General features: G+C 60.2%; 16 protein-coding genes. 5 read left to right on the top strand and 11 right to left on the bottom strand.

Annotated elements, in window-relative coordinates; translation table 11 throughout:
- Window positions 1-13: 13 nt before the first annotated feature.
- Window positions 14-223 (top strand): PA3496 family putative envelope integrity protein, encoded by a 210-nt coding sequence (locus tag AB4O36_RS26405; protein ID WP_460119588.1) that lies wholly within the window; start codon window positions 14-16, stop codon window positions 221-223.
- Here AB4O36_RS26405 and AB4O36_RS26410 read toward each other — a convergent pair.
- Window positions 165-1,127, bottom strand: coding sequence for a LysR family transcriptional regulator (locus AB4O36_RS26410; RefSeq protein WP_460119590.1), 963 nt, complete (start codon window positions 1,125-1,127; stop codon window positions 165-167). The two genes, AB4O36_RS26405 and AB4O36_RS26410, sit on opposite strands and share 59 nt — an antisense overlap.
- 190 nt (window positions 1,128-1,317) lie before the next feature.
- On the opposite strand from AB4O36_RS26410, the gene AB4O36_RS26415 reads away from it, so the two are divergent.
- The 3 genes from AB4O36_RS26415 to AB4O36_RS26425 all read left to right on the top strand — a co-directional run bounded on the left by AB4O36_RS26415 (window position 1,318) and on the right by AB4O36_RS26425 (window position 5,356).
- On the top strand, window positions 1,318-2,733 hold the full coding sequence (locus AB4O36_RS26415; protein WP_460119592.1) for an acetyl-CoA carboxylase biotin carboxylase subunit: 1,416 nt from the start codon (window positions 1,318-1,320) through the stop codon (window positions 2,731-2,733).
- Window positions 2,734-2,834: 101 nt separating this feature from the next.
- Complete coding sequence (gene oadA / locus AB4O36_RS26420) at window positions 2,835-4,643, top strand: sodium-extruding oxaloacetate decarboxylase subunit alpha (RefSeq protein ID WP_460119594.1); 1,809 nt, start codon at window positions 2,835-2,837, stop codon at window positions 4,641-4,643.
- 440 nt (window positions 4,644-5,083) lie between these two features.
- On the top strand, window positions 5,084-5,356 hold the full coding sequence (locus tag AB4O36_RS26425) for a transcriptional regulator (RefSeq protein WP_460119596.1): 273 nt from the start codon (window positions 5,084-5,086) through the stop codon (window positions 5,354-5,356).
- A gap of 56 nt (window positions 5,357-5,412) precedes the next feature.
- Here AB4O36_RS26425 and AB4O36_RS26430 read toward each other — a convergent pair whose 3' ends face one another.
- From AB4O36_RS26430 to AB4O36_RS26440, 3 genes are read right to left on the bottom strand one after another with little or no spacing between them, the layout of a single operon-like run.
- On the bottom strand, window positions 5,413-6,084 hold the full coding sequence (locus tag AB4O36_RS26430; protein ID WP_460140635.1) for a GNAT family N-acetyltransferase: 672 nt from the start codon (window positions 6,082-6,084) through the stop codon (window positions 5,413-5,415).
- Window positions 6,085-6,101: 17 nt separating this feature from the next.
- Window positions 6,102-6,548 (bottom strand): N-acetyltransferase family protein, encoded by a 447-nt coding sequence (locus AB4O36_RS26435; protein WP_460119599.1) that lies wholly within the window; start codon window positions 6,546-6,548, stop codon window positions 6,102-6,104.
- A gap of 9 nt (window positions 6,549-6,557) precedes the next feature.
- Window positions 6,558-7,181 (bottom strand): FMN-binding negative transcriptional regulator, encoded by a 624-nt coding sequence (locus AB4O36_RS26440; RefSeq protein ID WP_460140636.1) that lies wholly within the window; start codon window positions 7,179-7,181, stop codon window positions 6,558-6,560.
- A gap of 90 nt (window positions 7,182-7,271) precedes the next feature.
- Here AB4O36_RS26440 and pdxR point away from each other — a divergent pair, with 90 nt between their 5' ends.
- Window positions 7,272-8,807 carry a MocR-like pyridoxine biosynthesis transcription factor PdxR gene (gene pdxR, locus AB4O36_RS26445; protein WP_460119602.1) on the top strand — a complete coding sequence of 512 codons (1,536 nt, stop codon included), beginning with the start codon at window positions 7,272-7,274 and terminating at the stop codon, window positions 8,805-8,807.
- A gap of 52 nt (window positions 8,808-8,859) precedes the next feature.
- On the opposite strand, the gene AB4O36_RS26450 is transcribed toward pdxR, so the two are convergent.
- The 7 genes from AB4O36_RS26450 to aspA all read right to left on the bottom strand — a co-directional run bounded on the left by AB4O36_RS26450 (window position 8,860) and on the right by aspA (window position 20,294).
- Window positions 8,860-9,492, bottom strand: a complete 633-nt coding sequence (locus tag AB4O36_RS26450; RefSeq protein WP_460140637.1) for a hypothetical protein — start codon at window positions 9,490-9,492, stop codon at window positions 8,860-8,862.
- The gene (locus tag AB4O36_RS26455; protein ID WP_460140638.1) at window positions 9,493-13,404 is read right to left on the bottom strand and encodes a dermonecrotic toxin domain-containing protein; all 3,912 of its coding nucleotides are present in this window, start codon (window positions 13,402-13,404) and stop codon (window positions 9,493-9,495) included.
- A gap of 141 nt (window positions 13,405-13,545) precedes the next feature.
- Window positions 13,546-14,574 (bottom strand): histone deacetylase family protein, encoded by a 1,029-nt coding sequence (locus tag AB4O36_RS26460; RefSeq protein WP_460140639.1) that lies wholly within the window; start codon window positions 14,572-14,574, stop codon window positions 13,546-13,548.
- A gap of 144 nt (window positions 14,575-14,718) precedes the next feature.
- Window positions 14,719-15,711 (bottom strand): AraC family transcriptional regulator, encoded by a 993-nt coding sequence (locus AB4O36_RS26465; RefSeq protein ID WP_460119608.1) that lies wholly within the window; start codon window positions 15,709-15,711, stop codon window positions 14,719-14,721.
- Between the two features lie 183 nt (window positions 15,712-15,894).
- Window positions 15,895-16,899 carry an asparaginase gene (locus tag AB4O36_RS26470; protein WP_460119610.1) on the bottom strand — a complete coding sequence of 335 codons (1,005 nt, stop codon included), beginning with the start codon at window positions 16,897-16,899 and terminating at the stop codon, window positions 15,895-15,897.
- 78 nt (window positions 16,900-16,977) lie between these two features.
- A complete protein-coding gene (locus tag AB4O36_RS26475; RefSeq protein WP_460119612.1) occupies window positions 16,978-18,426 on the bottom strand; it encodes an alanine/glycine:cation symporter family protein in 1,449 nt (482 codons plus the stop codon).
- 443 nt (window positions 18,427-18,869) lie between these two features.
- Window positions 18,870-20,294 (bottom strand): aspartate ammonia-lyase, encoded by a 1,425-nt coding sequence (gene aspA / locus AB4O36_RS26480; RefSeq protein ID WP_460119614.1) that lies wholly within the window; start codon window positions 20,292-20,294, stop codon window positions 18,870-18,872.
- Between the last annotated feature and the right edge of the window lie 143 nt (window positions 20,295-20,437).

Here is a 20,437-nt window from a genome sequence, read left to right on the forward strand (position 1 = left end):
TGGGAGACTCGAAATGGCCCAGCCCTACGAAGAACGCAACAGCGCTGTCAGAACCCGTCGTCAACAGGAAGACCAGCGCCGCATGGAGTTTCGCCGCGCCATCGAAGATCGCTGCGAGCGCCGCCAGTTAATGGCCGAGATCGGTGATTTTCCAGAGCTGGAACTCAACTACTGGCAGGCAACTCCCGCAACTTCCCGTCGAAACGCTCAACCAGGGCGCTGATCTGCACCCGTTCGCTGCGGATGAACGCAAGGAATGCGTGGGCCACCGGCGACAGCCGCTTGGCCTTGGCCTGGACCAGGCACCAACTGCGAAACAGCGGCAGCTCCTCGACCGGTAACTCAATCAAACCACCGGTCGCCAATTCCAGGTTCAGGGCGTGGCGCGTCATCAGCGCGACGCCCAGACCCGCCAACACGCATTCCCTTTGAGCTTCGGCCGACGAGACCTCCTGAGTCTGGTTGAAGTGCACGCGCTTCTCCTTGAAATACTCCTCGCAGGCCATGCGCGTACCGGAGCCGGGCTCGCGCAGCAGCAAGGTATAGGGTTCCAGATCCTGCAAGCGCAGCGGGCCCATGTGACACAGCGGATGATCGGGCGGCGCCGCCGCGACGATCGGATTGTTGAGGAATGGCAGGAATTCCAGTCCCATGTCCTGCGGAACCATGGACATGATCACCAAGTCATCGCGGTTGTCCGAGAGGCGGCGGATCACCTGCCCACGGTTGACCACCGTCAGTTGCAGGTTGACCTCCGGATGCTGGCGCTTGAACGCGGCAAACAAGTGCGGCACGAAATATTTCGCGCTGGATTCGATGGCCAGTTTCAGTTGGCCCTGCAACGAACCCTGCATGTCCGACAGCTGCATGTCGAGATTTTCCAGGCGACCGAAGATGTCGCGACTGGCTCGCTGAAGCGCTTCAGCGGCTTCGGTCATGTAGAGCTTTTTGCCGACGTAATCGAACAGAGGCTGGCCAATCAGCTCTTCGAGCTGACGAATCTGCAGGCTCACGGCGGGTTGAGTGAGTGACATTTCGTCGGCGGCGCGGCTGTATGAACGCAGGTCACAGACCTCATTGAAAATCTGCAATTGACGCAATGTCATACGCATCAATGACTTACGCATTATCCGAACGCTCCTGCCGCAGGCTGATGGTTCAACTATAAGTCTTTACTTATGCATGACCCAATAATTAATCATTTTTGTTAATCCCTTGTGCGGGCTAGTGTGGGGCTGCGACTAAATTGAAACATTTGGTCACGCGTCGACCTGGTCTAGCAGGTCGTGGGTACCAGCGGCTCAAGGGAAACTCCAAGTGATAACAAAGATCCTGATCGCCAACCGTGGTGAGATTGCCGTCCGCATCGTGCGAGCCTGCGCCGAGATGGGCATCCGCTCGGTGGCGATTTTCTCTGATGCCGACCGCCATGCGCTGCACGTGAAGCGTGCAGACGAGGCTCACAGCATTGGCGCCGAGCCACTGGCCGGGTACCTGAACCCGCGCAAGCTGGTGAACCTGGCGGTGGAAACTGGCTGCGATGCCTTGCATCCCGGCTATGGTTTCCTGTCGGAAAACGCCGAGCTGGCAGAGATTTGCGCCGAACGCGGCATCAAATTCATCGGCCCCTCGGCTGAAGTCATCCGCCGCATGGGGGACAAGACCGAAGCTCGTCGCAGCATGATCAAGGCCGGCGTACCGGTGACTCCGGGCACCGAAGGCAACGTATCCGGCATCGAAGAAGCCCTCACCGAAGGCGACCGCATCGGTTATCCGGTGATGCTCAAGGCGACCTCCGGTGGTGGCGGCCGTGGTATCCGTCGCTGCAACAGCCGCGAGGAACTTGAACAGGCTTTCCCTCGAGTGATTTCCGAGGCCACCAAGGCGTTCGGTTCGGCGGAAGTGTTCCTGGAAAAATGCATCGTAAACCCCAAGCACATCGAAGCGCAGATCCTCGGCGACAGCTTTGGCAATGTGGTGCATCTGTTCGAGCGTGACTGCTCGATCCAGCGCCGCAACCAGAAGCTCATCGAGATCGCCCCGAGCCCGCAACTGACCCCCGAACAGCGCGCCTACATTGGTGACCTGTCGGTGCGCGCCGCCAAGGCCGTGGGCTACGAGAATGCCGGCACCGTGGAGTTCCTGCTCGCCGAGGGCGAGGTGTACTTCATGGAGATGAACACCCGGGTGCAGGTGGAACACACCATCACCGAAGAAATCACGGGCATCGACATCGTCCGTGAGCAGATCCGCATCGCTTCCGGCTTGCCGCTCTCGGTAAAACAGGAAGACATCCAGCACCGTGGCTTCGCGCTGCAGTTCCGGATCAATGCCGAAGACCCGAAAAACAACTTCCTGCCCAGCTTCGGCAAGATCACCCGTTACTACGCGCCCGGCGGTCCCGGCGTGCGCACCGACACGGCGATCTACACCGGCTACACCATTCCGCCATTCTACGACTCCATGTGCCTGAAACTGGTGGTGTGGGCGCTGACTTGGGAAGAAGCGATGGACCGTGGCTTGCGCGCCCTCGACGACATGCGTCTGCAAGGGGTCAAGACCACCGCCGCGTACTACCAGGAAATCCTGCGCAACCCGGAATTTCGTAGCGGCCAGTTCAACACCAGCTTCGTTGAAAGCCACCCTGAACTGACCAACTACTCGATCAAGCGCAAACCCGAAGAGCTGGCCCTGGCCATCGCCGCCGCCATCGCCGCCCACGCAGGCCTATGAATGAAACAGCTGCAAGCGCCGAGCTGCAAGCTGCAAGTAAAAGCCGATCTGCTTTTGCTTGACGCTTGTAGCTCGAAGCTTGCCGCTATGAGGAGATACCAATGACTAAGAAGATCTTCGTTACTGACACCATCCTGCGCGACGCCCACCAATCGCTGCTCGCGACCCGCATGCGCACCGAAGACATGCTGCCGATCTGCGACAAGCTCGACAAAGTCGGCTACTGGTCGCTGGAGTGCTGGGGCGGCGCCACGTTTGACGCCTGCGTACGCTTCCTCAAGGAAGATCCGTGGGAGCGCCTGCGCCAACTGCGCGCCGCGCTGCCCAACACACGCCTGCAAATGCTGCTGCGCGGCCAGAACCTGCTGGGCTACCGCCACTACAGCGATGACGTGGTCAAGGCCTTCGTCGCCAAGGCCGCGGTCAACGGCATCGATGTGTTCCGCATCTTCGATGCCATGAACGATGTGCGTAACCTGCGCGTGGCCATCGAAGCCGTGAAAGCCTCCGGCAAACATGCCCAGGGCACCATCGCCTACACCACGAGCCCAGTGCACACCATCGAGGCGTTCGTGGCACAAGCCAAACAAATGGAAGCCATGGGTTGCGACTCGGTGGCGATCAAGGACATGGCCGGCCTGCTGACCCCGTACGCCACGGGCGAACTGGTCAAGGCATTGAAGGCCGAGCAGTCGTTGCCGGTGTTCATCCACTCCCACGACACCGCCGGCCTCGCCGCGATGTGCCAGCTCAAGGCAATCGAAAACGGTGCCGACCACATTGACACCGCCATCTCCAGCTTCGCCTGGGGTACCAGCCACCCGGGCACCGAGTCGATGGTCGCTGCCCTCAAGGGCAGCGAGTTCGACACCGGCTTGAACCTGGAACTGCTGCAAGAGATTGGTTTGTACTTCTACGCCGTGCGCAAGAAGTACCACCAGTTCGAAAGTGAATTCACCGCAGTCGATACCCGCGTGCAGGTCAACCAGGTTCCAGGCGGGATGATTTCCAACCTGGCCAACCAGCTCAAGGAACAGGGCGCCCTGAACCGGATGGGCGAAGTGTTGGCAGAAATCCCGCGGGTGCGCGAAGACCTCGGCTTCCCGCCGCTAGTGACTCCGACTTCACAGATCGTGGGTACCCAGGCGTTCTTCAACGTGCTGGCCGGCGAGCGCTACAAGACCATCACCAACGAAGTGAAGCTGTACCTGCAAGGTGGCTACGGCAAGGCACCGGGCACCGTGAACGAGCAACTGCGTCGCCAGGCCATTGGCAGCGAAGACGTCATCGACGTGCGTCCAGCCGACCTGCTCAAGCCGGAAATGGCCAAGCTGCGTGAAGAGATCGGTGCGTTGGCCAAGTCCGAAGAAGACGTGCTGACCTTCGCCATGTTCCCGGACATTGGCCGCAAGTTCCTCGAGGAACGCGCTGCCGGCACCCTGACTCCGGAAGTGCTGTTGCCGATTCCGGAAGCCGGCAAGGTCGCTTCCGCCGGTGGTGAAGGCGTACCGACCGAGTTCGTCATCGACGTCCACGGCGAAACCTACCGTGTCGACATCACCGGTGTCGGCGTGAAGGCCGAAGGCAAGCGTCACTTCTATCTGTCCATCGACGGCATGCCGGAGGAAGTGGTGTTCGAGCCGCTGAACGAATTCGTCGGCGGTGGCAGTAGCAAGCGCAAGCAAGCGACTGCACCGGGCCATGTCAGCACCACCATGCCGGGCAACATCGTCGACGTACTGGTCAAGGAAGGCGACACCGTCAAGGCTGGCCAGGCCGTACTGATCACCGAAGCCATGAAAATGGAAACCGAAGTCCAGGCAGCCATTGCCGGCAAGGTCACCGCCATTCACGTGGCCAAGGGCGACCGGGTAAACCCGGGCGAAATCCTGATCGAGATCGAAGGCTGATCTAACAGCCTCGGTCACAACGTTTTAATCCTCGGGGGAGCGGGTGCTCCCCTTTTTTTTGCCCGAATTTCGTCGCCGCTCAAAAGCTTATGCGCCACGGCCCTATCAGGCCATGGCCGCGACTGTCGCTGCCCCTTTCTCCGTTCAAACCCACGCCCAGCGTATTGTGTGCCGAGAGGTTCAGGTCCAGGCCGGCATCGACCATCAACGTGTCCCGATCCACAGGCGCACTGTAGACGCTGTACTCATTGCTGGTTTAAGCCTACAGAGGATTCTTCAACTGAGGTGTGTGTGCATTGTTTTGCAGATTTGCGGGGTAAAAGTGTTGAAGATCTGCATTTTATTGCGTTTATTACGACTGTTACGTCAATGCATATGCATTATGTTGCGTGTGTAGCCCTGAAAAACCTGGAGCAACGTTTGAAAGAGTGGCATCTGAAATGAGCATGACCGTCGCTGAACGTGCAGTGCTCTTGGACAGCATTCAGGAAGCGTTGAATCAGGGCACGCTTGAAATCGGCGAAGCCGTCCGGCGATTGCGGGTCGAGGTCACAGGCATGCACCAGGTTCAGTTCGCGAAAATGTGCAGGATATCGGTGCGCACACTGGTACACATTGAGCATGGGGAAGGGAACCAGACACTCAAATCGCTGAATGCCGTGTTCCGTCCCTTTGGCATGAAGATGGGGGTGGTGCGCATCCGCAGGGATTGAACCGAGAGCGCCTTCGCATACCTGGGCTCGGAGGCCTCTGTGCAGACGTCGGTGACTTATCCCCGGCACTCCGCCAACGTCTTCACTTGCCCGGCCCCCAACTGATTCTCATCACTCAACCAGCGCTCGAAACCCGCTGCGACTGCCGGCCACTCCGAGTCGATGATCGAGTACCACGCCGTATCGCGGTTTTGTCCCTTGACTACCATGTGCTGGCGGAACACGCCTTCAAAACTGAAGCCCAGGCGTTCTGCCGCGTATTTGGAGCGGGCATTGCCGTTGTTGCATTTCCACTCCAGGCGACGGTAGCCCAAGGCGAATGATTCTTTGGCCAGCAGGTAAACCGCCTCGGTGCTTTTCGGCGAGCGCTGCATCGGCGCGCCGAAGGTCACGTGTCCAATTTCGATACGGCCCTGGGACGGTACGATCGACATCAGGCTGAGGATGCCTTGCACTTCACCGCTGGTGCGGTCGACCACGCTGAAGAAATACGGGTCGCTGCTGGCGGCGTGGTTGTTCAGCCAGTCATTGAAGACGCTGCGCTCCGGGAACGGGCCGTAAGGCAGGTAGTCCCACAGTTTCGGGTCGGCGCCGGGACCTTGCAAAGCGTTGAACAGCTCGTCGCCGTGTCGCGCCGGGTCGAGTCTTTCCAGGCGAATGAAGCGCCCTTCGAGGGTTTGTACGGTGGGGGCCGGGGCGCCTTTCCAATCGGCGAGTGAAGTCGACATCGTGTTCTCCTTGAACCTTAAATGGCTTTGCGAAACTGGATGAAACCCGGGCGTTCGGCGATGCGCTCGTAGAGCTGGATCGCGGTGGCATTGGTTTCGTGGGTCAGCCAGTGGACTTTGCTGCAACCATCGGCCTTGGCCGTGGCATAGACGAATTCGATCAACTGGCGGCCGACACCGGTGCCACGGGTTTCAGGCACCACCAGCAAGTCTTGCAGATAGCAGGAGTTTTCGATGGCCCAGTTGGAGCGATGGTAGATGAAATGCACCATGCCCACCGCTTTGCCATCCGCCCAGGCCAGCGCGGCGTGGGTCGGTTCGCTCGGGTCGAGGATGCGCTGCCAGGTGCTCTGGCTGACCGCCTCCGGTAACTCGGTTTTGTAAAAGCGCAGGTAGGCCTGCCACAACGGCAGCCACGCGGCGTGATCGTCAGCGCTGACCTGACGGATTTCTATCTGGCTCATGGGTGTTCCTTATGTCATCAAGTGGGCGAGGGCGCGGTCCAGGGCATCCGGGCTGGCGGCAAGCCCTTCGCGCACGCCGGCAATGTCTGCGCTGCTGCGGTTCTGGCCGAGCTTGCGTTTGCCCTCCAGGCGTTGGATCGGCAAGGCAAAACCGACGATGGCCTTGAGCATGCCGTCGATGTAGTCGGCGGGGGCATCGGTGACCTTCCACGGCTGTGGGCGGCCGGTTTCGTGGCGATCGGTCAATGCACTGACCAGGTCATGCAGGCGTCCGGTGTCGGTGAATACGTCGGCAGTGCCATAGGCGTGCACCGCGATGTAGTTCCAGGTCGGTACAGCCTTTCCGTGTTCGGCCTTGCTCGGATAGAACCCGGGGCTCACGTAGGCGTCGGGGCCGGTGAATATCACCAGCGCCTCGGCGCCGTCCTGCAGGTCCTTCCACTGTGGATTGGCGCGGGCAAAGTGACCGTAGAGAGTGCCGTTGGCGCCCTCGTCCGGACGCAGCAACAGTGGCAAGTGACTGGCCTGCAAGCCCTGCGCACCGTGGGTCACGAGCACGGCCAAGCGGGTATCCCGCATTTGCTGCTGTATCTGCTGCAAATCGTCGATGGCAAAACTACGTGGCGTGTACATGGATATTTTCCTTGGCGATTGCTTGCATCCTAGGCAGGCTATTGGTCTGTTGTAAGAGCCATTTAAGACCCATTTAATAGGTCCATTACCATGACGGACGTGCCGCTTTCGCTTTCATTCAACCCGGCGGGCATAGAACTCGATCGACGCCAGGGGCTGAGTCGTCAGCTCTATCAAGCGTTGCGCGCACGGGTGCTCGACGGGCGATTGGTCAGCGGCACCCGGTTGCCAGCCAGTCGGGATCTGGCTGGCGCGTTGGCGATTTCGCGCAACAGCGTGGTCAGGGCCTACGATCAGCTCTACGCCGAGGGCTTCATTGAAGGGCGAGTGGGCGACGGCACGTACGTGGCTCAACTGCCGCAGACAAAAAAACTATCCACAAAAGTATCCACAGGCTTTTCAACAGGCTTACCCACAGGGTTATCCACAAATTTGCTGGATTTACCTGTGGTTCCATCCAGTAAAGTTATCCACAGTGGCGCGATGGAGAGGGTCGAAAATAACCATTTGGCCTTGCCGCCGAGCGGTCCTCCCCGAGCATTTCGGGTGGGTGTTCCGGCATTCGATCTGTTCCCTTTCGAGGTGTGGGCCAAGCTGAACGCGGCTTTCTGGCGCAAACCGGATTTGCACCAGTTGTGTTATGGCGACCCGGCAGGTGATGAGCGCTTGCGAGGGCTCATTGCCGCGTACCTGCGCAGTTCCCGAGGTATGCAGTGCACGGCTGAGCAAATTGTGATCACCAGTGGGGCGCAGCAAGGGATTAGCCTTTGTGCACAGCTGCTGGTGGAGTCGGGCGATGGGGTGGCTATCGAAAATCCGGGGTATCGCGCAGCGGGTCATGCCTTCGCCGTGGCCGGAGCGCGCCTGCAAGGTGTGGCGGTGGACAGCGAGGGTATCGACTGCAATGAGTTGGCGACCTACAGCAATTGCCGGCTGGCGTATGTCACCCCTTCGCACCAGTACCCGAGCGGTGTCGTCATGAGCCTGGCACGGCGTCTTGAATTGCTGGCCTGGGCCGAGCGGAATCAGGGTTGGATCGTCGAAGACGACTACGACGGCGAGTACCGTTACACCGGCGCGCCATTGGCGCCGCTGGCCGCCCTCGATCGGCAGGGGCGGGTGCTGTATGTCGGCACCTTCGGCAAAGTCGCCTTTCCGGCCTTGCGCCTGGGCTACCTGGTTTTACCTCCGGGGCTGGTGGACGCGTTTTCGCGGCGGCGTGCGGTGGATGTCCGGCACTCCGAAGTGAGCACCCAGGCGGTCATGGCTGAATTCATGGCGGCCGGGCACTTTCAGCGCCACATCCGCCGGATGCGCCGCGCCGCCTTGAGCCGGCGCAACACACTCATGGCGGATTGGCCCCAGGGCATTTCAGGTGTCGGCCAGCTGCCGAGTGTAGCGGCCGGGCTTCACTTGACGGTGGCAGTGGACTCAAAGGCCCGCGAGCAGGAACTGGTCGAGAAGGCCGCACGTGTCGATGTCGAGATCAACCCGCTGAGCAGCTACTGGCTGCCCGACTCACAAACGCCGCTGGACTTGCGTGCCGGGCTGGTGCTTGGCTTTGCAGCGGTGCCGGAGGCGGATATCCGGGCGGCGCTGACGCGGTTGAAAAAAGCCTGGCGCTGACCCCATTCCCAACCCTGCAGGAGCGAGCATGCTCGCTGCTGCAGGGGATGGGTCAGTTTTTTGAGGGCAGGAACAGCGCCTTGGCCAATTGCGGACTGATTTCGCTGCGATAGATTTCGATCAGTTCGTTGTTGGACGGTGCGGTTTTCATTTCGAACCCACTGCCCAATTTGCGTTGAGAAACGGTTTTCAGATGGGCTGCCGTGTAGCCATCAATCGGCGTGTCTGGCTTGGGGTAATGAAAGTGCGCATACCAGAGCACCCCCTTGCTGTCGCCTGCTACGCGCTCGCGGATTTCGTACTCCTCGAGAAAATCCTTTCGTTGCCCCTTTAGCCGGGTTCGCCCAGGAATCCGAACAATGTCCACCAGGCCCTGATCCTGCAGCCATTGAACCCGGGCGGCGGTGGGTGGTTGTTTTTTGATCATATTGATTCGGCACTGACGCCCCTTTTCGTACAGGCTGGCGGCGCCGTCATTGAGCTGCTTGACCAGGTTGACGGCTGACACCTGGCCGCCGTCCGTGGCGTTCAGGTCGGTCAGGGCGTTTTCGATGGCGTCGGCCGCTTCTGTCATTCGGCGGGCCTGTTGACTGAACATGTCCTCGATTTCCACCGGAATGCGCCCTGCCTGGTTGGCGTGCGATTCGGTTCGACGGCTGAAGGACGCCATCTGGTCGAACAGCATCTAACCCTTCTGAATACTGGGGTCGAGGTTGGGGCGTGCCGTCGACGGCGTTTGCGCAGGCACATGCTCAAGCCAGTTGCCCGGGGTTTTCTCGTGAAAGGTCGCGATCACCTGGCCGGTCAGGGGTGATTTCACGTCAAACAGATCAGCTTCCTCGCCCGCCACTCGCTGGCGTGGGGTGCCGACCACCGTACCCTTGAAGCGCGTCTTGATGATGCGGCTATGCGGTGGTGCGGGCCGGGACGGTCCAGGTGTCGGTTCGAGCAGCCTGCGTTCAATCAGCAGGTGGGCCAATTGCTGCGTGGTGGGTTCGTTGAACGCCTTGACCCGTTCGCGCATGAGGTCAAGGGGAGCGTCCAGGAGTTCATCGGGAAACTCGGGTCCCAGATCGGCAATGCGCTGATCGAGGTTGGAAAATTGCTCCACCAGGTCATTGAAACCGTCGATTCGCTCCAGCAATGGCAGAGTTTCGCCTTCAGCGGTGAGGTCCAGGGACGACTGGATTGTCAGGCAGACGTCTTCGACAACTCTCTCCATGGCTTGTCGCGCCGACGCCGAGTCACCCGGTGCGGCATCGTTGAGGCACAGCTCTTGAGCAATGCTGATCTGGAACATTTTCAGATCCTGCATTTTGAACCCTGGCATGTGCATTGAGTAATCACGGGCGATTTCGCTGGCGTCCTTGCCCAGTCGAGTCATTTCATCAATTCGGGCCTGGGCGAACTCGATTCTGTCGATAAAGCCCTGCGTCATGTCACTGGTGAGTTGATGGATCTGGCGAGGCGTCCGATCGCTTTCGAATGTTTCGTGGTCGAGCAGTGCAAGGGACTGGCGCATGGCTTCCCTGAAGCTGTTGTGTTGCAGGGCGAACCATTTTTGCGTCAGCGATAATTGCTGATCCAGACAACTGACCAGCACCGGTCGGTAGTTCTGCAGTGGCTCAAGTGCGTTGAAGTCCTTGACCTGTTGGATGTAGGCGCCGTACTCCACCACCTGCGCATCCAGCGTTTCGCCCAGCGCCTGGCGACTGGATTTGGAGAAGGCTTTTTCAGCTTTTTGCAGTTGCACTTCCAGCTCACGTTTTCGAATGTCGAACGCTTCCAGTTTCTGCCTCAAGTCTGTCTTGCGCTGCTCGTTCTGGCGCATGAGCATCTGGCGACGACCACCGCCACGCAACCGAAGACGCATGTCGACAAACCACTCCCCCTTGGCTGAATGAATCAATAACGGACCTTTGGCCGCCGGTGTCTTGCGCGAGTCGATGATCTGCACGTCTTCGTTGTCGTTGAGCGCGACTTCGAACCAACGCTGACCGACTTTGGCGTACCACTGATGGTTGAGCCCCCTCAGATACTGGTAGGCACCGGGGTCGAGCGCCGGTGGCTTGAGGTTGGCTGGTTCGGCAATGCTCAGGCCGTCGAGGACTTCACCCAGGCCCTTGGAGGTCAGCGCGCCGAGCGCGTGCAACGAAGATTCGTGGGCGGCGGGGGGTAGGCTGGCTTGCCAATCCGGCAGGCGAATCACGCTCGCCTTGGGTGCAGGCAATGCGGGCGAGGCGGGACGCTCCACGATGGTTTTCTCCAGCACTTTTGCAGAGGATCTCTGCCGGGCGGCGGCCTGATGGGCGAGCACCATGCCGAGGGTCAGTAGCAAATCCGTCATGGCCGACCAGCTCCCCTCGTGGTCGTCGTTCGTCCAGGCGTCGTTGGCTTGTTGCAAGTCGTCCATGATTTGCCAGATCCACGCCGTCGTACTCACTGTGCGACCGAGGAACGGCAGCGCCACGCTGAACATCATCCACGCACCGTGCTTGAGTGTGGTCCAGCGGGCCTCGGCGTTGGACACCGATTGGCGATCCGCCAGTGTGACGATCGCGTCGGCGTTGGCTTTGAATAACGCGGCGACCGGTTCACCCTCCACTGCCGTGGTGCTGAACCTCACATTGGCCATCTTGCCGAGTAACGAGTTGGGCTCCACCAGCAATTGGCCAATGGTCCAGACCGCCGGCAGCTCGCCGGGAAAGACGTATTGCGAGTAGTTGAAACGCACGCCGTCCGGCAGCCAGGCCAGGATGGATTGCCGCAGTATTGTGCTGTGTCTGATCGCATACAGCAGGTTCGCCTCGCCTGGATATTGCAACAGCGGATGCTCAAGCAGCGGTCGGTAGAGCAGGCACGGACCCTTGGTCGCCAAGCGTGGCCCGATGACAAACATGTTCGCGACCGTATCCGCCGAGCTCTCGGCATCGTCGCCAGTGACGAACGCCAACGGCCGAATGATGATTTCCAGCCCGTCGACATAGCGCAGAGCGGGGTCCTCCTGCATGACCGCCAGCAGGTATTGATAACCGCGCTCGTCGAGACCTTCCTCGCCGCGGATCTTGCGTTGCAGCGCTTGCAGCGGCAGCTGGATGCGCAGGTGCCGACTGTACAAGCCTTGCCTGCGTGATGTGTCCTGCGTGTCGGTGAGCAGCTTGCGCTTGATCAGGGCGGGATAGGTCTGGCCAATGTCCACCTGAGTGACCAGTTGCTCCAGATACTCGGCGGTCATCCAGCCTGGCGTCGGGTTGCGGTTTTTGTACTGCACAGCCTTGTTCCCCAGCGGTAGGCCGACCAGATTTTGCAGTGCCAGGTCCACCAGCGAGAGCCGCAGGGTCTGGGTCTTCGTCGGTACGACAAAGGTCCCGATCACCACCACGCTGGTGATACTGAATTCGACGTCCTCAAGCTTGAGCGTCGAGGCATCGGGGTGATCCTTGATGATCCGCTCGCGCAGCCGTTGCAGGGTGAATTCGCGCAATGCCGGAATGTCGTCAAGAAAGGTCTTGCCCGCATCCTTTTCTCGCAAGTTGGCAATGTCCATCAAGTGCCGGCTGTAGCGGGTGAGGTCTGCCGGTGAAGCACGTTTCAGCCAGTTGGGCGTCAAGGCTTCGACTTTGCTGAAGTAGGAGGACGGTGGTTGGTCGCCGCTCGTGAAATTCCTGGGATGAGGATTCGAGGGCGATGACGGGTTCACTGGCGAGGACTTGTCAGGGCGGTTAAGGTCGCCAATGGCGTCGACTTCCAGGGCAATGAGTGCGCAGGCCTGATGATGAAAAAAATGGCCGTCGGGCTCATACAGTCGCCACTGGATGTTCTGCTGGGTGGGCAGCCTTTTACCCAATGCGTCCAAAGAGTCGTAACGTTTGAATCCCTCGATGATCGAGTGCGTGATCACGTACGTCCGCCCGCCGAGTGTGCCAACGAGAACGGCCGCATCGAGAATCCACGAGTGCTTATCCGTTGTGCCTGGTTCTGCCACCACGTCAATGTCGATCAGGCACGCCTTGGTCAGGTACTTGTCGGTCATCCGTCGTATTGCCCGATCCGGCTGGCTGAACACCGCACGCGCCATGGCTTTTTCGTCTTCGTTCCAATCCAGGGTCGGGTCGAGGTTCCAGATGCCTTGCAGCGACAGCGAGAGTTGATGCCATCGCGGCGTTGAGGGGCGGATCAGCGTGTTCCAGTAATCGAGCTGTTGTTGCTGAAATGCATTGAACAACAGCGGTGCGAGCGAATTGAGCAGGCCGCCGATGGCATCGATCTTCACGGCCAGTTGAACCATCGGTTCGACACCCGGATGCAGTGTCAGAAAGTGTTCGCCGTCGATGTAATTCACGTACCCCCGCGTGTACCCCAGGCGTATCAGCACATTGGTCAGGGATTCGTAGGTGTTTTTTCCGGGGATCACGTGTCCGGTGGTGATCACCCAGGTCGGACTCACGACCGTGGCGAGCGCCGGATTGATTTCCAAGTGCGGGTACAACGCGGCAAGCGCTGGCCGCAGCACATTGGCGGCGACTTCAGTGATCAAGGGGCCCGTGATCAGTTCGGTCAGTAAATCCAGTTCTTTCTGGAAGGTGGTTTCGGACATGGTTGTCTCCTGATGACCGCTGCAGATGACACAGCTTTGGGGTCGAAGACGTTATCGGGCGGACGCCGCCGGCTGGCGGTAGATAAATATCGTGGGCAAAAAAAGACCCGCAGTGTGCGGGTCTTTGGGGCGGATGACTGATTAGAAACTTTCAAAACCTTCGAGTACGTTCACGGCGTTGATGCCGATTTCCTCGACCGCATAACCGCCTTCCATCACGAACAGCGTGGGCTTGCCGAGACCGGCGATTCGCTTGCCCATCGCCAGGTAATCCGGGCTGTCGAGCTTGAATTGCGAGATCGGATCGTCCTTGAACGTATCGACGCCCAGTGAAACGACGATGATGTCGGCGCCGTAGTTTTCGATCTCTTTGCAGGCCTGTTCCAGCGCAGCGCTCCAGGTGTCCCAACCGCTGCCGGCGGGCAGTGGGTAGTTGAAGTTGAAACCTTCGCCCGCGCCTTCGCCCAACTCATCGTCAAAACCAAGGAAAAACGGAAACTCGGCTTCCGGGTGGCCGTGGATCGAGGTGAACAGGACGTCACTGCGCTCGTAGAAAATCGACTGGGTGCCATTGCCGTGGTGATAGTCGACGTCGAGGATCGCGACTTTCTTGTGGCCCTGATCGAGGAAGGCCTGGGCGGCAATGGCAGCGTTGTTGAGGTAGCAATAGCCACCCATGACATCGCTGGCGGCGTGATGTCCCGGCGGGCGGCACAGGGCGAAGGCGCTGCGGGCGCCGCGCTGGATCTCCGCCTGGGCGGTCAATGCCACTTGCGCGGCGCTATAGGCCGCTTGCCAGGTCCCGGCGGTGATCGGGGCGCCACCGTCGAAGCTGTAATACCCGAGTTCGCCGTGCAGGCTTTTCGGCTTGATCGCGCGCAGGGTGCGCGCTGGCCAGGTGTAGGGCAGCAAGTCGCCGTCGGTATTGAATTCGGTCCAGCGTGCCCAGGCACCCTTGAAGAAGTCGAGGTAGTCGCGAGTGTGTACGCGGGCGATCGGGTCGAGGCCGAAATCCTTGGGCGCTTTGACCGGTCCCAAATTCTGGTTGTTCACCCGTTGCAGGACATGGTCGGCGCGCGAAGGCATTTCGAAACAGGGCTTGAGTTGCCCGTCGATCAATTCGCAACGGCCGTGGTGCAGGTGGTGATCATCGGAGTAGATCGTCAGCATTTGTTGTTCTCCGCAAGCTGATTCGGTTGCTCACAGTCTTGCGGCACCCGCGATTTTGGAGAACGGCAGGAAAGGCCAAAAGGGGATTGATATGGCCAAAACCTATGACCGGAATTCGCCCCTTATTGGCGCGGCAGTGAGTATTCAGGGTCTGAACTGACTCGGTGCTACACCGCTCCAGCGCACGAACGCATGCCGAAAACTCGCCGTCTCGCTGAAACCCAGCGCCTCGGCAATCCGGTAGATCGGCATCTGGTCCTCGCACAGCATCTGCTTGGCCTGTTCGAAACGCAGCTCGTCGAGCAACTCCTGATAACTGCAGCCCATGTCCTTGAGATGCCTGCGCAGGGTTCGCGTGGAGCATTTCATCTGCCCGGCCAGACCGTCCAGGCCCGGTGCCGCATTGAGTTGAGCGCTGAGCAGTTGGCGAATTCGCCCCAGCCAGGCCTGGCGCCCGGTGAATTCGGTGTTCTGTTTGCGGCAGCGTTCGGCCATGGCCTGGTGGGTGATGACATCGGCCAACGGCAAGGGTTGATCGAGCCAGCGCTTATCAAAGGCGAAAGCGTTGTTCGGGGCGTCGAAACTCAGTGGGCAATCGAAGTGTTCGGCATAGGTTGCCCGATAGTCGGGCCCAGGGTGTTCGAAGCGTGCCGCCAGCAGCGGCAGCGAATGCCCAAGCAGGTCGTCGCAGATGACTTTCAACGACACCATGCAAAACTCCGCGTTGAACACTGCCATGGCCGGGCTTTCGCGGTAATCGCCGGCGACGAACCAGATGCGTTCGCCATCTTCTTCCAGGCCCAGTTCAAAAAGTGTTCCCAACAGCGCCGGATAACGCATCGCCAGACGTAAAGCGTCACCGAAGGTGGCACTGGTGAGGAGCGCATAACCGAGCATGCCGTAGGACGAAACATGCATGCGCCGACCCAGCTCCAGGCCGATGTCGCGTTTGAGCGCCACCGCGTTGGCACACACCTGCATTTCCTGGTTGGTGGTGATGCGCGTGTCCGCCCGGCTCAGGTCTGCGGTGCTGATACCACTGCCGGCCAACAGCGCCTCGCTGGACAAACCGTCGGCCTTGAAGGCGTTGAGCACCAGGGAAACAGCGTTGAGCGTGGTGAGGTGGGAGTGGAGCATGGGAGCTTCCAGCCTGGGGTGTGGCTGGATTACAGCAAGGAATATGCCGTACGCGGTCCCCTGTAGGAGCGAGCACGCTCGCGATGGACGCAAGGGCACCGCGGGATATCTGATATCCCGCTTCATCGTTAACGTCCATCGCGAGCATGCTCGCTCCTACAAAGGGGTGGAGCTCAGCTCAGCTCAGCTCAGCTCACCGCACAGGTCGAGTTCCATGAGCCGACGTACTTCGGCCACATCGAGCCCGGTCCCCAGCAAACCATGCAACTTGCCGAACGCCGCTTCGCGGGTCATGCCACCACCCGACAACACACCCACACCGCGCAAGCGGCTGCCGGCTTCGTACACATCCAGCTCCACACCACCTTCATGGCACTGCGTTACGGCAACGACGACCACATCGTTGTCGCGCGCCCGCGACAGCGCGGCGAGAAACTGCGGGTTGTCGCTGGGGCCCGTGCCGCTGCCGTAGCACTCCAGCACCAGGCCCTGGATGCCGCTTTGCAGCACGCCGTCCAGTTGCTCGGCGCCAATGCCCGGAAACAGCGGCAACACCGCAACGTTCGCCAGTTGTTTGGGTTGGTTGTAATTCAGCGCGACCGGCAGCGTCGAGGCTTTCACACCGCCACCCTGACGGTCCAGGCGTTTGAACGGATGCCGGCCAAAACTGCGCACCTTGGCGCATCGGGTCGGGTCCAGCAGTTCGCCGTGGAAGTACAGGTGCACGCCCGGCGCCAGTCCTTGACCTAGGGCAACCAGCGCGCCGCCAAGGTTTTCCCAGGCATCGCTGTCGGTCACGCCGGCAGGCAGCATCGAACCGGTAAAGCACACGCGAGCCTTGATGCCCAGCAGTTGAAAACTCATGGCTGCCGCGCTGTAGGCCAGGGTGTCGGTGCCGTGCAGGATCAGCACGCTGTCACAACCTTGCACGTCCACTGCGTCGACCACCGCCTCACGCAGTTGCTGCCAGTACGTCGGGGACATGTTGGCGCTGTCGATCAGCGGAGACATCTCGCGAAAGCGCCACTGCGGTACGACCCGCTCAGGCTGGCTGTGCAGATACTCGCGCATCCGCGCTTCGAAACCGGATGCCGGGGCCAGGCCGTTGGCGCTGGCCTGCATGCCGATGGTGCCACCCGTGTAAAGCACCATGACGTGCTGAGCGGCGGGGTAGGTCGAGGAATTCATGAAGCGGCTCCGAGAACAATGACGTCCTTTGTAGGAGCGAGCAAGCTCGCTCCCACAGGTGTTTCGAACTTTAACCGATCAGCGTTGCGCTGCGGGTACGCCTTGCGCCTCGGCTTCGGCCTTGCCGGCCGCTGGCGGGTTGGCTGGCCAGGCGTTCAGATCCAGGTCCAGGTCCGGGAACTTGCTCGAATCGAACACCGGCGTCTTGATCCCGGCTGCACGCTGGTCGTCGTAGTCACGCAGGATGCGCATGCCGACCTTGAACAGCAGGAACAGCGCGATCAGGTTCACGAACGCCAACAGCGTCATGGTGATGTCGGCGAATGCGAACACCGTGCCGAGGTTTTCGATGGCGCCCCAGAAGATCAGGGCCAACACCATGACGCGGTATCCGATCAACGCCTTGCGGTTTTCACCAATCAAGAAGCGCAGATTGTTCTCGCCCAGGTAGTAGTTGTAGAGAATCGACGTGAACACGAACAGCGCCAGTGCCACCGAGATGAACATCCGACCCCAATCGCCGACGACAGCCGCCAGCGAGTTCTGGGTCAGGGCAATGCCGTCGCCTTCGAAGCCCGGGGTGTAAAAGCCCGAGAGCAGGATCAGCAACGCGGTGCAGGTGCAGATCACGAAGGTGTCGAGGAACACGCTGAACGCCTGTACCACGCCTTGTGCCACCGGATGCTCCACCGAGGCCACGGCCGCCACGTTTGGCGCACTGCCAAGGCCGGCTTCGTTGGCGAACACGCCGCGCTTCACGCCCATGACGATCGCACTGCCGACCAGGCCGCCGAAGGCCTGGTCCAGACCGAATGCGCTCTTGACGATGGTCATCAGCATGGCCGGCACGTGGTCGAATTGCAGCACGATCACGTAGATGGTCACGCCGATGTACACCAGGGTTTTCACCGGTACCAGCAGGTCAGCGACCTTGGCAATACGCTTGATCCCGCCGATGAACACCAGGCCCAGCAACACCGCCAGCGCCAGGCCGGTCCAGGTGGTGTCGAAACCGAACGCATTGTTCAGCGAGTGGGTCACGGCGTGGGATTGCAGGCCGTTGAAGGCAAACCCGAAGGTCACCAGCAACAGGAACGCCATGATCGCGCCCAGCCAGCGCTTTTTCAGGCCGTGTTCAATGTAGTACGACGGACCGCCACGGAACTGGCCTTCGGAGTCGCAGCGTTTGTACAGCTGGCCGAGGGAGCATTCGAAGAAGCTGCTGGACATGCCGACCAGAGCGGTCACCCACATCCAGAACACGGCACCCGGGCCACCCAGGGTCACGGCAATGCCAACGCCGGCAATGTTGCCCGCACCCACTCGGCCGGCGAGGCTGAGCATCAGGGCCTGGAACGAGCTGAGCTGGCCAGCGCTGCTTTTGAGGCTGTCGCGGAACACCGCGAACATGTGGAAGAAATGACGCAGTTGAACGAAACGCGAGCGGATCGTGAAGTAGCTACCGAGCCCGACAATGAGCACGATCAGTACTTTCCCTGAGAGGAAGTCGTTGATGACTTCGAGCATGGATTATTCCTCGCTGTTTTTATGTGAGCAAATGCTGGTCGGGTGGAAACATCGTGTTACACCGGCTTTTTTGCGGCAGAGCTGGTGGTGCGAAGGTTTCGTTCCGGTTCCAATTCGCGGGTTTGTTGTAAGTAAGGGGTATCGCTTGGGTTGTGATCTCGCTACCGACGACCGCCCCCGCGAAGAGGGGCGGCACTATACCGGTCGCAGTTGTGTCCGTCTGCACGGTTTTGCTTTGGGTGGGAGCGGGCTTGCTCGCGAAAGCGGTGTGTCAGCTCATACATGTGTCACTGACACACCGCCTTCGCGAGCGAGCCCGCTCCCACTGGTGGTGCATTTGCAGCGGATAAAAAAAGGGCCTGGAGAGCGACCTCCAGGCCCTCAAAAGGTGAGAGGTGTCTAGTCCCTCAACCTGGTGAGCGGTGCTACAAGTACGCGTCGGCTCATGCCTTCAAAGGCACCAGACGCGGAGCAATCATGTTTTCCGGACGCAGGATGTCGTCGAGCATGGCGTCGTCGAGCAAGCCTTCCTCGCGCACCAGTTCCAATACGCCGCGGCCGCTTTCAAGTGCGATGCGAGCGATGCGCGTGGCGTTTTCGTAGCCGATGTACGGGTTCAGTGCGGTGACCAGGCCGATCGAGTGTTCGACCAGCTCGCGGCAACGCGCTTCGTTGGCGGTGATGCCGGTGATGCAGTGCTCGCGCAGCATGTCCATGGCGCGTTGCAGCAGGCGGATCGAGTCGAGGATCTTGAAGGCGATCAGCGGCTCCATCACGTTCAGTTGCAGTTGACCACCTTCGGCTGCCATGGTCAGGGCCAGGTCGTTACCGATGACCTGGAAAGCCACTTGGTTCACGGCTTCCGGAATCACCGGGTTGACCTTGCCGGGCATGATCGAGCTGCCAGGTTGACGCGCTGGCAGGTTGATCTCGTTGATGCCGGTGCGCGGACCGCTGGAGAGCAGGCGCAGGTCGTTGCAGATCTTCGACAGCTTGACTGCGGTGCGCTTGAGCATGCCGGAGAACAGCACGAAGGCGCCCATGTCAGAGGTGGCTTCGATCAGGTCGGCTGCCGGTACCAGCGGGTGACCGCTGATGGTGGCCAGGCGCTGAACGGCCAGGGCCTGGTAACGCGGGTCGGCATTGATGCCGGTGCCGATGGCGGTGCCGCCCAGGTTCACTTCGGTCAGCAGTTCTGGCGCCAGCGTCTTCAGGCGTGCCAGGTCTTCACTCAGGGTGGTGGCGAAGGCACGGAATTCCTGGCCGAGGGTCATCGGCACGGCGTCTTGCAGTTGGGTACGGCCCATCTTCAGGACGTGGCTGAACTCTTGACCCTTGGCGGCGAACGACTGGATCAGGCTGTCGAGGCTGGCCAACAGGGTGTCGTGACCCAGCAGCAGACCCAGGCGGATCGCGGTCGGGTAGGCGTCGTTGGTCGACTGCGCCATGTTCACGTCATTGTTGGGGTGCAGGTATTGGTATTCGCCTTTCTGGTGACCCATGGCCTCCAGCGCGATGTTGGCGATGACTTCGTTGGCATTCATGTTGGTCGAAGTGCCAGCGCCGCCTTGAATCATGTCCACCACGAACTCTTCGTGGAAATCGCCGCGGATCAATCGTGCACAGGCTTCGCTGATGGCGGCGTGCTTGGCTTCGCTCAGGTGACCCAGCTCGCGGTTGGCGTCAGCAGCAGCCTGCTTGACCATGGCCAGGCCGACCACCAGCTTGGGGTAATGCGAAATCGGAACGCCGGAGAGACGGAAGTTATTCACCGCTCGCAGGGTCTGGATGCCGTAATACGCTTGAGCCGGTACTTCGAGTACGCCAAGCAGGTCTTTTTCTGTGCGGAATGATGCAGCGGAGGACATGACGGAAATCATCTCGATATGGACCCGGTCTGTGCCGGAACACTGCAAATGCTAGGCTTGTGGATAATTTAGGGCCAATGCTGTTAAACACTGGCCTATGCATATTCGGCATAATGCTGGTGTGACGCCGTGTTTGCGGCGAG

It is taken from the genome of Pseudomonas sp. S2_E01, assembly GCF_054668365.1.

Coding starts and splice junctions, on each gene's coding strand:
- AB4O36_RS26405 (WP_460119588.1), top strand. CDS start 14: ATGGCCCAGCCCTACGAAGAACGCAACAGCGCTGTCAGAACCCGTCGT.
- AB4O36_RS26410 (WP_460119590.1), bottom strand. CDS start 1,127: ATGCGTAAGTCATTGATGCGTATGACATTGCGTCAATTGCAGATTTTC.
- oadA (WP_460119594.1), top strand. CDS start 2,835: ATGACTAAGAAGATCTTCGTTACTGACACCATCCTGCGCGACGCCCAC.
- AB4O36_RS26425 (WP_460119596.1), top strand. CDS start 5,084: ATGAGCATGACCGTCGCTGAACGTGCAGTGCTCTTGGACAGCATTCAG.
- AB4O36_RS26430 (WP_460140635.1), bottom strand. CDS start 6,084: ATGTCGACTTCACTCGCCGATTGGAAAGGCGCCCCGGCCCCCACCGTA.
- AB4O36_RS26435 (WP_460119599.1), bottom strand. CDS start 6,548: ATGAGCCAGATAGAAATCCGTCAGGTCAGCGCTGACGATCACGCCGCG.
- AB4O36_RS26440 (WP_460140636.1), bottom strand. CDS start 7,181: ATGTACACGCCACGTAGTTTTGCCATCGACGATTTGCAGCAGATACAG.
- pdxR (WP_460119602.1), top strand. CDS start 7,272: ATGACGGACGTGCCGCTTTCGCTTTCATTCAACCCGGCGGGCATAGAA.
- AB4O36_RS26450 (WP_460140637.1), bottom strand. CDS start 9,492: ATGCTGTTCGACCAGATGGCGTCCTTCAGCCGTCGAACCGAATCGCAC.
- AB4O36_RS26455 (WP_460140638.1), bottom strand. CDS start 13,404: ATGTCCGAAACCACCTTCCAGAAAGAACTGGATTTACTGACCGAACTG.
- AB4O36_RS26460 (WP_460140639.1), bottom strand. CDS start 14,574: ATGCTGACGATCTACTCCGATGATCACCACCTGCACCACGGCCGTTGC.
- AB4O36_RS26465 (WP_460119608.1), bottom strand. CDS start 15,711: ATGCTCCACTCCCACCTCACCACGCTCAACGCTGTTTCCCTGGTGCTC.
- AB4O36_RS26470 (WP_460119610.1), bottom strand. CDS start 16,899: ATGAATTCCTCGACCTACCCCGCCGCTCAGCACGTCATGGTGCTTTAC.
- AB4O36_RS26475 (WP_460119612.1), bottom strand. CDS start 18,426: ATGCTCGAAGTCATCAACGACTTCCTCTCAGGGAAAGTACTGATCGTG.
- aspA (WP_460119614.1), bottom strand. CDS start 20,294: ATGTCCTCCGCTGCATCATTCCGCACAGAAAAAGACCTGCTTGGCGTA.